Source organism: Cysteiniphilum sp. (genome assembly GCF_057495195.1).
The window spans coordinates 1-12,454 of record NZ_JBXTEF010000081.1 but is presented as its reverse complement, the minus strand read 5'-3'; the positions used below and the strand labels follow the sequence as shown (position 1 = coordinate 12,454).

Here is a 12,454-nt window from a genome sequence, read left to right as displayed (position 1 = left end):
TTTGGGGGTTAGTCGTATGAGTAGAATGGAAGTTGGAGGGGCAATTTTGAGTGGATTGCCATTGCCCGTGTATTGTCTTGATCAAGGGAGAAAAATAGTTTGTTGTAGTCAAGGGTTCCTAAGTATTATAGGGGTGAGTAACCATGACCTTGTTATTGGAAAGACATTGCGAGATCTTGGGTTGAAATCCTTTAGTTCAGTATTGTTTTCTCAAGCTTGTGAAACAGATATTATTACTTATTTTGATGCTGTGCATTTTTCATCAATATCAGGTGGGTCTGAAGCAAGAAAAGACTTTTTTACTGTCAAAATGAATGTTACAGGAGCCACTGAAAGCGGTTTTGTATTTGTATTATTGCCTATGAATTTGATTGGCGAGTATTTTCGGTTGGGAAACGAGGTTTCTTATATGTATCAACAGATCATTAACTCTCTGGATGTTATGGTATATTGGAAGGATTTATCGGGTAGATATATTGGAGGTAATGAGCTTGTTTGTGGTTATTTTGGGTTTGAAGATATTTATGAACTGATTGGTTTAGTTGATTATGATTTATTGCCAAGAAGTGTCGCTGATATCATAAAAGAAAATGACGCCTTGGTATTTGATACAGGTGAAACTCAAGTCTTTGATGAGCCGAGTACACTATTTGATGGTGGTCGTCATTATATTTCAACGAAATCTCCAATATCAAGCTTAAAGGGGGATACTATTGGGTTGGTGGGTATTTCAATTGACATTACTGAGCGTAAAAAGCTAGAGGAGCGGACGAAGTCACAGAATGAATTATTGAAAAAACAAAATCAATTAAAAGCGCAACTTATTAGAAATTTTTCCCATGATTTAAGTGCGCCAATTAGCAGCTTAAAAAGTGACTTTACTATGTTGCATATTTTTTTAAAAGACGATGCTAAAGGTCAAAAAATAGCGGAAAGATTTTGTCGTAATATTGATAGAATCGAGACAATGTTTTCGGATATGCGGCGAGAATTTTTGTCGGGAGTTTGGGATTTTGGAATTAATAAACAGGATTTTTTTATTAGAGATTTGCTACATCGTGAACTTGACTTACTCCAGAGTCATATTTCAGTTGAAAAATCACAAAGGCTATCACTCAGTTTGATGATAGCTGAGGTAATACCAGAACAAATCAATGGTGATGCGGTCAAACTAGGCATGATTTTGCGTAATTTGCTAGCAAATGCTATTAAGTACACTAATCAAGGGAGCGTTGAGTTATTGACAACACTTACAAAAAAGGTGGAAAAGCAAGGTGAAACGACTACTTTATGGTTGTGTTTTGCTATTGTAGATACGGGGATAGGTATTCCAAAAGAGTGTTTATCTGATATTTTTGAGCTAGGGTTTAGGGTAAAGCAAAATCACTATGGTGATAGTGTTCGCGGTAGTGGCTTGGGCTTAAGTATTGTCAGGGATTATGTCGAGATATTAGGCGGTGAAATTATTGTTGAGAGTACTTTAGGAGAAGGGAGTAAATTTCTTGTTAAGCTACCGTTTTCATGTCTAGATAACAAGGTAGAGCATTAAAATACATAACAATACATTATGCTCATTGATGCTATCAGTGAGAAAGTGTACCATGCCTAGTGTCGCTTGAGTAGCTTGCTTCGGGTTGGTCATACTCCACAGACCCCTCACATCCCCAGAGACCCTCACTTAGCCTATCATATGCTTAAGCGACCCCTTTTACAGCCTGATGTAATAATACCTTGATGTAGCAAATAGCGCATTAGAGACTGTTGACCAGAGATGTACATGAGAAATTCATACTTAGTAGAAAACCCCAGTTTTTTCATCAAAGCATTAAGTTTATCCTCAACTGTGCGGTGTGATAGTGTAATCATTGGTGCGATTTCTTTTGCACTATGAACCCCATGATACAAGAACCATATAATCTGCAACTCTTTGACTGACAGCTTTTCAATGATAGGGTGAGTCAGCTCGATGTTCATGGGCTTTTGAAAGTCATGCCCTGAGAAATTTTCTGAAACTAAGAACTCTGACAAGCCGCAAAAATCAGTTGTCAATTTTTGATAAAAGCATTGTATACGGTGCTTAAGCTCACTATATTTATCCATGTAGGCAATTTGCCTTTTTTTATCTTTGAAGCAAAGTGTAAGCTTTGAAATATTGCCATCCAAGTGATAGCAAAAAATCATTAAAGCATCATCATCGCTATCAAGAATAGAGTCTATAAAGCGTTGTTCTTCTTGATCGGCTTTATTGACGAAATGACAAATATCGGTATATTTTGTCAAACTTGGTAGCAGTAGTACATTAGCATAAGAGTGCATGGGGTTTGAGTGAGTAGGTCGGTGCTCCAGATATCGATATGATGAGTCTATAACTCGAAGGGGAATTTCGTAAACTAAGCCATTTTGGTGCAAGATAGTATAAACGATCTCATCAGCATCGATACCGTGAAGTTCTTTTTGTAGTATAGATATAAGTAGTTTGTTGTGTTGCTCATATAACGTTGTATAGATGGATAAAATAGATGACATTTTAATTGGTATAAGTGATTGGCTAAAACAATTCAGGTGCATGGATTGTATGCTTTCTGAATGAAATAACAACTTTTTTGGCGTGATATTTTCAATATTTTACGAAATTTTTATAAAACACCGTAATTGTACGGCGTGTCAAGATCATGATTAGCTAACCTCCTGTTTTTGGATTGAAAGGGGCTAAATATCATATTGATGAACTTACAATAGATGTATGTAAATGTATTTGTTTGCATTAAGTATTGGTGATCGGTTGAATGCTAATATCGTGTTTCATTACAATTTAATGATTGAGGCTACTTATTGCAACAAATTACAGCTTTTAATAACGATAGGATATAAAAATGATATTAAACTCTGATAGCACGATGCGCTTGTATGACAACCAAGTATTAATTGTTGATGATGATCATGAGATGGTCGAGCTTCTTCAAAAACTACTCAAAAATAATGGCTTTTTGGTGAGCTTTGCGTATAGCTTATCAGAAGCATTAACCATCTTGAATGAAAAAGTGCCAGATATCATTCTTTTAGATGTTATGTTGCCAGATGGTAATGGTATTGATGCCTGCCAGCAAATACAGAAGAATTATAATATTCCGATTATTATTTTAACCGCACTTGATAGTGATGTGAAAAAAATACTTTCGTATGAACTTGGTGCGTGTCAGTACATCACAAAACCTTTTAATGGCGATGTTCTCGTAGCACAAATCAAGAGTGCTTTGCGGCAATTCTCATTTGCAACAGAGGAGAATAGAAACAAACGTTATGTTTATTTTGGCAGTTGGATTTTAGATTTATATGACCGTTATTTGATTAATTCACAAGGTGTCAGCATTGAGATTTCCAATACCGAATATGATTTATTAAGATTGCTTATTGATTCTAATCGAAAAATATTATCGCGTAATGACGTAACAATGGCGCTTTTTCGACGCGAATATGACGGCAGTGACCGTGCTGTGGATATTATTATTGGCAGATTACGAAAGAAAGTAGAGGAGGATACAGCTAATCCGAAACTTATTAAAACTATACATGGCTACGGTTATATTATGCTTGCAGATATTTATTACTCTGATCAAAAAATGTTGGTTGAGCACCAAAAGTGAAACTCAGAATGAAAACAAGAATATATTTTTGGCTAGTACCAAAGCTCTTTATGGGTTTTCTACTGCTTAACGCGGCATTTATCGTTTTCTCATATAAAAATTATCAAAATAACCGCTATTATCAGACGATTTATTCACTCACTAATGCGGTATTGAATCTGCATTATAAATTTTTGCCACAAACATCGTATAAGCAGAATTTATCATTGTATGTTAGTACGTGGCCTAATTATATTGGTTATGCGTTTTCAAACAATGGCGTGTTTTCCAAGAAGCTAGTATTAGATATTACTAGTTTGCAAGGCACCTATTTCTCGCAAACTTATAGGGAGGTGCGTAAGCGGATACAAGAAGTATTGCCAGATATCGGCTATGGAAAAAAAGATATTTCAATTTGCTACAAAGACCTTGGTTTTTGCATAGATTTTTCAATTGATAATACGAATCGGATATACCTATATCTATTATTTGCTTTGGCCTCTTTGTTTATTGCATTTATTATTCCAGTATATTTTGCATATACTGAGAAATTACTAAAACCCTATTTGAAAATGAAGATGCTTGCCGATAATTTGGGGATAGAAATAAAAAAACATTCTTTATTCACGCCGTTTTTTATGCAAAATGCTGCTGATTTGATGATTAAAGTCAGTGATAAAGTGCAAAAAATGCTAGATGATAAATTACAGCTGATATCCGCATTGTCCCATGATTTGAAAACGCCTTTGGCAAAAGCCAAGCTATATATGCAGAATATGATCCCAGAGGCACATCATCATCAATTATCGAAGTATTATACCGATATGGAGTATTTGATTAATCAGATGAACGCTTATAGTGAGAAGTCACACAAAACCGAAACAATGCAGCCTGTTAATTTAGTTGATTTTATCGATGCTGTTTGTCATGAATATCAGATCAATGGTTTTGCTGTTACATTTGAAAGCACACTGGATTCAGCGGTATTGCCTTTGCAAAGAAAAGCATTTAAACGCGCAGTGCAGAATATCATTGATAACGCCATTAAATATGCTAAGTGTGTTAATGTGACAATCATTGAAGAAGTTAACACAGATACGATTTATTTGCGCTTTATTGACGAAGGTCCTGGGGTTGATCCAACGATTATCGATCAACTATGTGAGCCGTTTTTTCGTGTTGATAACTCAAGAAGCCACAATCTTCCAGGATCAGGCTTAGGGTTATCAATAGTCAAAGAAATCGTTGAGCACAATGCCGCTACTTTAGCTATATATAACAATCCCAACAAGTGTGGATTAGTGGTTGAACTTAAGTGGCGATTGACACTGTCTGCTGAGCGTCAGTCGAAGCCATATGCAAAGGAGAGATTAAGCTGAAATGGTACAAGTGGTTTGGCTTGAATGCGTTCCCGTTTTATAGTTAACACCATTAGGTAATACAAAAAGCAACTGGAAGGTTGCAGTATTAGAAAAACTATTATCGAGTGTAATTGTTACTTTATCATTCCCCATAATATCTTTTGTGTTGTTTGCAGTCGCATTTTGGTAAAGATAGCCTAAATATCTTTGCTTACCGCTTTGAGTAGCTATATCTGCGGGTGTACATTGAATTGTATATTGCGGGTTATTGATGTTTGATGTTAATGTAAATTCCTCAGACAAGCCAGCATATGCAATATTGTCGACACCATACTGGCTTCCACTTGGTTGGTGCAAAAGGGTAATATTAGCATTTGGTTGTGTTAACGTTATTTGCTCATCGAATTTAAGATGTGCATTAATTTCCACATCTTTAATTGGTGAGCCTAAACAGCAGTTACCTGCAAATAATAAAATAAGAAACCCTAAAACCATTGTTAAATAATTTCTAATCATTTGTTGTTACCTTCATCCTGTTTTTAAAAAGACGCTTCGAGTTTTAACTTGATTGTTCCTTTATATTCCCCAGCTTTAGCATGATTCATATCATCTTTGTTGGTTTTAAGATCTAAAATAAATTGGTTATCAATAGTAGACAACTGAGACTTTGTTATCGCCTGATTGATTATCACTTCATTATCTCCATCATTATTGTTTATATGAATCGGTATTTTATGTTCAGTATCTTTATGCTTTAGCTGACAGGTAGTACCATCGGAATGTGTACAAGAAGATAGGGTTAACGTAATATTATTGGCATTGGTTGCAACAGGGATCTCTACTTGTTGGCTATACTCGCCAGATTGCCGTTCGATAAGTTCAGCATCAATGAATTTTTTGGTGACGCTAATATATGGGGCTATTTCTATTATATACTTGATCTCAGATGTCGTGCTCGCATTAAGCTTTAAAATTTTTTTTAAATCTAGTGAATGTTGACCTTCACATCGCTTTATTCCATTTTTTTTCAACACACTAATATCCAAAGCTTTGAATTGCGGTTTGATGTAAGCTGTTTTTCTGGAGTTACTCAACAATACATTGTCGTTTGAATATTTTATCTCACACGTTAATGACACGTTGTCACCACAATTTAGGTTAACACTTGAAGTATAATTCATATTCTCCCTTTTCTTAAGATTTTGTCCTTCAAGAATTTTCTTTTTAGGTAGTTGTAGCTCTATAGAGTTATCACCAATAACATCTGTCATAAGGTCGCCAGAACCTTTAAATTTAGCAGTTTTATCCATAAGGTCAACATGAAATTCTGCCTCATAATCAGTTGCCCAACTCTGCTCACCACAAAAGCAACCCACTAAAAAAGCACAACATTGCGCAATCATTTTAATTTGCCTTACTTGCCTTACTTGCCTTATTTCCCTTATCATTTTTTCCCCTTGATTAAACCGTTAGTGTACCAATCCAAGCACCTGATTTAGCGTGTTGGATATCTGGTTGATTGAGTCGTAGTGCTTTGCTATGATCTTTGATCAGCGCATAAAGCTTTGGATTTGTTTGGCTGATCTTTATCACAAAATAGCCCATATCATCAGTATAGGTTTTGGCAAATTGATCATCACCACTGATAAGGCGTGTATGTGGCATCGCTTTGCCTGATTGATCAACTAGCTGACCAACCACTTCAACCACAGGGAAAATCATTTTTTCTATTTGATAAATCGAACCAGGATAAAGATTAGCGCGCTCAATATTATCTTTAAAATAAACAGACCGCGCCTCATCTGCATGCTCGTGTACTGCGATTTCGTATTGTTTATAGTGTCGTAAAGGAATAAAATTCTGTCCATTTTTTAAGGGATACTTTGCCCCATTGATTTGTGCAGACATTTGATAACTGTCATCGGGCATGTGCATATTAAGCATCACACCTGATTTGGCCGTTTTATCTTTGTGCAGCTTCATATGATGAGCACCTAAAATAACATTGCCTTTAAGATTTCCTGTCGCACTATAATCGTGATCACTACCACGTCCAATTGAGGTGGTTGATAGATCACCTTCTAGCCATTCAGAGGTTAACCCGACAGCTGCCATGGCGTTATAATAATGCCTATGATAGTCAATATTTGCATTAACATTACGTAGATATGAGCTATCGACTTTTGGTGAGAAGCTAAGGTTATTGGAAACCTGATTGTTTTGCTGTTGGTAACGCATGCGGTTATTCATCGAGCTGCCACTACCAAAGAAGTAAGAGAAGTTAAGGCTCAGCGAATAGCCCTTATCAGTTGTAGTGGTTGAGCTACTAAAGTAGTCATTGTAGCTTGCTGATAAGCTGACATTAAAGCCATGACGGTTATACAGTGTGCGATAAAGATTAACTGAGATGCTGTCAGATTTATCACGTAGGTTATAACTATAAGTGGTTGAAATTGAACCGATATAAAGCTTTTGTAAATCTAAATAAGTGGATAATCCCGTGCGATTACTTCTTGCTTTAAATGGACTATACCCATTGTCACTTTTACTATTGGTGTTATACCATGAATTGGTCGTGAAATAAGTGCTCCATGGCGTACTTAATTGTAAACTTACCCCATAATTAGCTGTCGAATCCATCGCCAGATTTGGCGTGAATTGACTGTTGAAAGGCAAATAAATTTCGCTGTCAATTTCAGTCAACACTAAGTTATTCGCAATATAACCGCCCGTATTAACAACCGCATTTTTAGTAACAGCGAGTGCGTAATTGCCCCCAAGGTATGGCGCTTTGATGCTACTATCTTGATCTTTGCTCACCATCCCTAGCCATGCGCGATAGGCTTTGTTATCACCATGGAGTTTATTTAACGTTGAAGGCTTATTAACAATCGCCGTTTGTTTTTGAATGACACTACTGCCTTGGGTAATCTCAATATCAATAGGGTAGATGCCTGAAGGGAAACTCTCGGTTTGTAGATAATGATTGCCTGCGCTGAAGTTTTGCACTGAAATCAAACGCCCGTCTTTATAGACATTAACCGTTGAATTGGCATCTAAAAATAGTGGGATAGGCACCAATGCCGGTTTGTTATTAACGATAGCCAAGTTGTCTGAACTGCCAAGCTCAGTTAATATCCCTTTACCATTAAAACCATAGCTTAAACGATAACCTGTCTGACCGTCATAAAAGTTGACATTATTAAAATAACCAGCACGCAGGTATAAATTACGCTGGTCATTTTGCCAATAGATATTATTGACGCGTGTTTTCTTTTGTGAACTGCTTTGTTGAAAATAAAGGCTGCTATTTAGGTGATTTCGCCCTAAACCGGTGACATTATTAAGCTCAAGGTAATAATCGGTATTGCGATTATCACTATAGTTAAAGTTCAATTGGTAGCCAAATAACGAACTTAACGTGTTGCTTGAGGGGTTACTCAAGTAGACACCATTTTGTCCGGCGCTATACTCAAAGGCATCTTGCGCTAACAGCAGTGATAAGGTCATTTGCTCAAAGTTAATATGGGCACTTAAAAAAGGCTGATCCGCCTGACACAAGCCTTGAGATTGCATGATATCCGAGCATGAAATCACCTGATGTGGGTCAAGCCCATCACTAAACAGTTGACGTAAAATAGCAATGGTTTCTGATTTTAAGTGAATCTTTTTATTGCCCAATATATCATCAATATCAAAGAAAATACGTTCATTACGATAGGCAATGGCAAATTGTCCCAACTTGATGCCACTAATACTCACGTTGACTTCAAACTGCTCTGAAAGTGCAGCTTTAAATTCATCTGGAATCGTGTGATAGCCATGACTGCCTGTGGCTGGCAATGATTGTTGCTTTTTACTACTAGCAAGGCTTAGCTCTAGTACAAATAGTTGCCATAAAGCGAGTGTTATCAATTGGTAGCGTGTTTTCACTTTTTGTGTTTACCTATTTTGTTTTAGGGGTTGACTCAAATGATGGTTGGATATTTATTTAGCTGAAGCCATATGCCACAAAATGCGTACTTCATCTAACTAAACACTCAATTGAATTTCGTAGAATGATCATCAGATTTAATCCCAAGCTGATAATAATGATAATGTGTAGTTATCAATATGTGATTAGTTGCAGTTATCTAATCGATGATTGTTCTCCTAGTAGAATTAAGATTTATTAGTGTTCAGAAACTCGAATGACGAGGTTGCCACGATAATCTCCAGGAACCGTTGCGCTTGTATCAATCTCTTTGAGAGTAAGGCTAAATGTTCCATTAGCCGGTATTTCTAGATCGTTAATAGGACTTGCACTTGAAAGATCAGTTCCCTCAATAGCAAACGTAACGTCTATATAGTCATTAGAACCATCTCTTTTAAGTCTAGAGTCACCGTCTATTGTAATATCCAAGTGGTGAGCTGTCCCTGATGTATTCTGTATGAAGTCGTGCTCAATCTCTCTACTGTTGATAGTGCCAGGGTTAGCACTTCCAAGGTCAATTATGGCTGTTGGGTCGGCAGCAACAACAACTTCATTTCCGAACAATGCGCCTGTTACTATTGGTTGTGTAATTGTTGTTTGTAGCTGTAAATTGAAGTCATGGCCAATTGCCATGGTTGAAGTCGGCAACACAGCAACGCTAACAATTGAAGCAGCAGTTAATCCAGTTAAGATTCTTTTCGTTAGTTTTTTCATATTTTTCCCCATTTTAGTCAAATGTTTAATTTAACTTAATTTGATTTGATTTGATTTGATTTTATGCTGACATATTTATATCCCCCTTAATCATTATGCTTGTTTATATATTTTCTGAACCTCCTTTCTATCTTTCGATGCAAGATTTAATCCTGCCTTACAATCACACTTTAATCGTCCGACTGAATGGTTTGCTATTACCTTCTGTAACATCAAAGGTTATTTCAGTGGCATGCTCTTTATTAATTTCACGTCGATCATTAGGCATAATCCGTAACTCTTGGCGTTTGTACCCATTAGTACAGCCGCTGATTTTAGGATCAGTACCGCTTTTACAACGCTGTTGTATGTCGATTTTGACTAAGTCATTGCCTAGATTAGTAATAACAACATGTTCTTTTTGATCGAATATTTGGGTGTTGAATGTTGAGTTTGTTGGCTGCACAATCAACTGACTAACATACGCAATATTGATGGTGACCCCAGCCGATATTTCTTTGACTTCCTTTAGTTGTTTTTCTGATAACCCGAAACCATCGCCTTTCTCGGGTGTTACGGGGGTGATTGCGATCTTATACAGCTCAGCTTTTTGATCACTGCGACCTTGTGGCAAACGAAAGCGTATATAACGACTTTGTTTTGGTGGGATGATGAGTCTCGCTGGTGTCATAAAAACGGATTGGGACATTTCTTTTGCGTTAAGGAAACGCTCACTTTTGTTACCCACACCATCGATATCAATATGACTTAACTCAAGTTTGACGTAGGCTGTTTTGTCGCTACTATCGTTGTATACCGTTTTGACAAACGTATCCTTATCTGAGCCCCAGATGTCATACAGTGAATCTACAGCAATACTTGCATTTAATAATGGAATGCAGGCGACTGTAAGACAAACAAAAAGAGATACACGCATTATTAGCTTCATGATTAATCCAATTTTATTATTGCTTGGAAATGAGTTTATGGGCTCTGATGAGTGTGAGCTATGCTTTGTATGTAGTTTGTAGATTTAAGATGTATGTAGTTGTATAGCTATAACATGAATGATGTGTCTAAATTATCTTCAGAGGATAAACTAGATATTTCTCCTTGATCTAATGAATCTGTGCTGATCAAGTAGAAGTCTTCTGATGTTTCATAGGCTTTAGAAGTAACAATCTCATATTCAGATGCTAAGGTATTTATTTGGTTCTCACCCATCCTTTGCGACAATTGGTTTTGCCAAAAAGGATTTAAGCTACTTTCCACAATAGCTAGCTCACAAGCATTGTTAGCCTTTATTGATAATTTATGTGATAAGCTACTATTTTTTATATGGTTGATGATTTCAGATAGATCAAGCCCTTGCTTATTATGAAGAGTGTTAGCAAATTCAGCATATAATGTATGTAGTAAAAGTTTTAAAAATGCGAATGTTTTTTCATTGTTCATATTTGGATTATGCAAAGATAAACCCATGCCTTTAAAAACAGCTAATAAGATGTTCTTTTCCTGTAAGAAACCTTGGACTAAAAATATGTGAGCTGAGCTAAGTGGCAAGCTAGGGATATCAATATTTGGGCTATTATTTAAATAGGTTAGACTGTAAGCATTAATGATATTTACGTTTTGTTGATAGTCATCGGTATCAAGACGGTGGTAATTGTTACTTGGTAGGTGAAGAGGAAGTTCCTGCGCGTTAAAGCAAATAGTATGATTATCTAATAAGCATACTATTTCGGATATTTCTTCTTCGGCGCTACCTTCTAAAAAAGAACGAATATCTGTATTTTTGTCGTTGGTAATCGAATAAAATGCCGACAGATCGTCATTAAGCGCCGGAAGCAACTCAAGCTCATCAGATTCAACTTCAGAGTTAGGCAAGGCAATATTTAGCGTATAGTGCGTTTGACTATCTCTATCTGCTGGTAGCTCAGATTGATTATATTCAGATGGGGGTAGGGAACTTTGGATCGGTTCAACATGATCTATATGTAATTGATTTGGGATTTCTTCATTGATGCTAGTAATCCCTGACGCATTGCCTATTACATTTTCATTGCTGTTAGTGATCTGTGATTCTGGTTCGTTGCCTATTACATTCTCATTCTCATTCTCATTCTCATTAGTGATCTGTGGTGCAAGAATGACTATGCTTTCATTGGTTGTTGTATTACCTAATATAATGCTAGGGCCATTATCATTAGTTTGATGATGCGCTGTTAGCTTAGTAGTGGTTTTGTCTGTCTGGTCATGATATAGCGATTTTTGTTCGTTTTCTTGAGGGTAAAACGGCAAAATAATCCCATTTTTTTGGTTGCTATCTTTGCATGCGCATAAAATTAGTGTAAAAGCTACTGCACCAATTGCTTTAGTTCGTTTTAACATGGTAGTCATACTTATTTACTCCTTTAATTGTTGATTTGATTTCCTTGCACTAATGTGCTTTACAGATAAATTATGAGCTTCATAGTAACCATTTGAGTTAGCTACTGATATTTCGCATTGAAGCTCGCACTTATGATAAAGTTTCAGGTTGAAAGCAAGCTATTTCATAGATGTATTATCTATGGCATACATGTGCAAATGTGTTTTTATGACTGGACTTACGAACTTTTGCTATTTCAACACCCCGCCTCTTAAACTCGGCACCCCTCTTGCAAAGAGGGGAATTAAAATCACCGTTGCCCAATTCCCCTCCTTTGCAAGAGGGGTGGCAGCCAAAGGCTGACGGGGTGTTTATAAAATCATAGTTTTTTGTAACTCCAGTAATTAATTGAAGGTTACTTAAATACCACTGT

General features: G+C 36.5%; 11 protein-coding genes. 3 read left to right on the top strand and 8 right to left on the bottom strand.

Going from position 1 to position 12,454, the window contains the following annotated elements; translation table 11 throughout:
* Positions 1-16: 16 nt before the first annotated feature.
* A complete protein-coding gene (locus ACY10D_RS07505) occupies positions 17-1,549 on the top strand; it encodes a sensor histidine kinase (RefSeq protein ID WP_487000136.1) in 1,533 nt (510 codons plus the stop codon).
* A 137-nt stretch (positions 1,550-1,686) separates the two neighbouring features.
* Here ACY10D_RS07505 and ACY10D_RS07500 read toward each other — a convergent pair whose 3' ends face one another.
* Positions 1,687-2,568, bottom strand: a complete 882-nt coding sequence (locus tag ACY10D_RS07500; protein WP_487000135.1) for a helix-turn-helix transcriptional regulator — start codon at positions 2,566-2,568, stop codon at positions 1,687-1,689.
* Between the two features lie 305 nt (positions 2,569-2,873).
* On the opposite strand from ACY10D_RS07500, the gene ACY10D_RS07495 reads away from it, so the two are divergent.
* Together ACY10D_RS07495 and ACY10D_RS07490 are read left to right on the top strand one after the other, a co-directional pair.
* Positions 2,874-3,644 (top strand): response regulator transcription factor, encoded by a 771-nt coding sequence (locus ACY10D_RS07495; protein ID WP_487000134.1) that lies wholly within the window; start codon positions 2,874-2,876, stop codon positions 3,642-3,644.
* Between the two features lie 8 nt (positions 3,645-3,652).
* Positions 3,653-5,002, top strand: coding sequence for a sensor histidine kinase (locus tag ACY10D_RS07490; protein ID WP_487000133.1), 1,350 nt, complete (start codon positions 3,653-3,655; stop codon positions 5,000-5,002).
* On the opposite strand, the gene ACY10D_RS07485 is transcribed toward ACY10D_RS07490, so the two are convergent.
* The 7 genes from ACY10D_RS07485 to ACY10D_RS07455 form a co-directional block, all read right to left on the bottom strand.
* Positions 4,994-5,500, bottom strand: coding sequence for a hypothetical protein (locus ACY10D_RS07485; protein WP_487000132.1), 507 nt, complete (start codon positions 5,498-5,500; stop codon positions 4,994-4,996). The genes ACY10D_RS07490 and ACY10D_RS07485 overlap by 9 nt on opposite strands.
* 23 nt (positions 5,501-5,523) lie before the next feature.
* Entirely contained in the window at positions 5,524-6,432 is a 909-nt protein-coding gene (locus tag ACY10D_RS07480) for a hypothetical protein (RefSeq protein WP_487000131.1), read from the bottom strand.
* 13 nt (positions 6,433-6,445) lie between these two features.
* Positions 6,446-8,917 (bottom strand): TcfC E-set like domain-containing protein, encoded by a 2,472-nt coding sequence (locus ACY10D_RS07475; protein WP_487000130.1) that lies wholly within the window; start codon positions 8,915-8,917, stop codon positions 6,446-6,448.
* 238 nt (positions 8,918-9,155) lie between these two features.
* Positions 9,156-9,671, bottom strand: coding sequence for a hypothetical protein (locus tag ACY10D_RS07470; RefSeq protein ID WP_487000129.1), 516 nt, complete (start codon positions 9,669-9,671; stop codon positions 9,156-9,158).
* A gap of 163 nt (positions 9,672-9,834) precedes the next feature.
* Complete coding sequence (locus tag ACY10D_RS07465) at positions 9,835-10,599, bottom strand: hypothetical protein (RefSeq protein WP_487000128.1); 765 nt, start codon at positions 10,597-10,599, stop codon at positions 9,835-9,837.
* Between the two features lie 107 nt (positions 10,600-10,706).
* Positions 10,707-12,050, bottom strand: a complete 1,344-nt coding sequence (locus ACY10D_RS07460; RefSeq protein WP_487000127.1) for a hypothetical protein — start codon at positions 12,048-12,050, stop codon at positions 10,707-10,709.
* 166 nt (positions 12,051-12,216) lie between these two features.
* A partial coding sequence (locus ACY10D_RS07455; protein WP_487000126.1) for a hypothetical protein occupies positions 12,217-12,454 on the bottom strand: 238 nt, incomplete at its 5' end.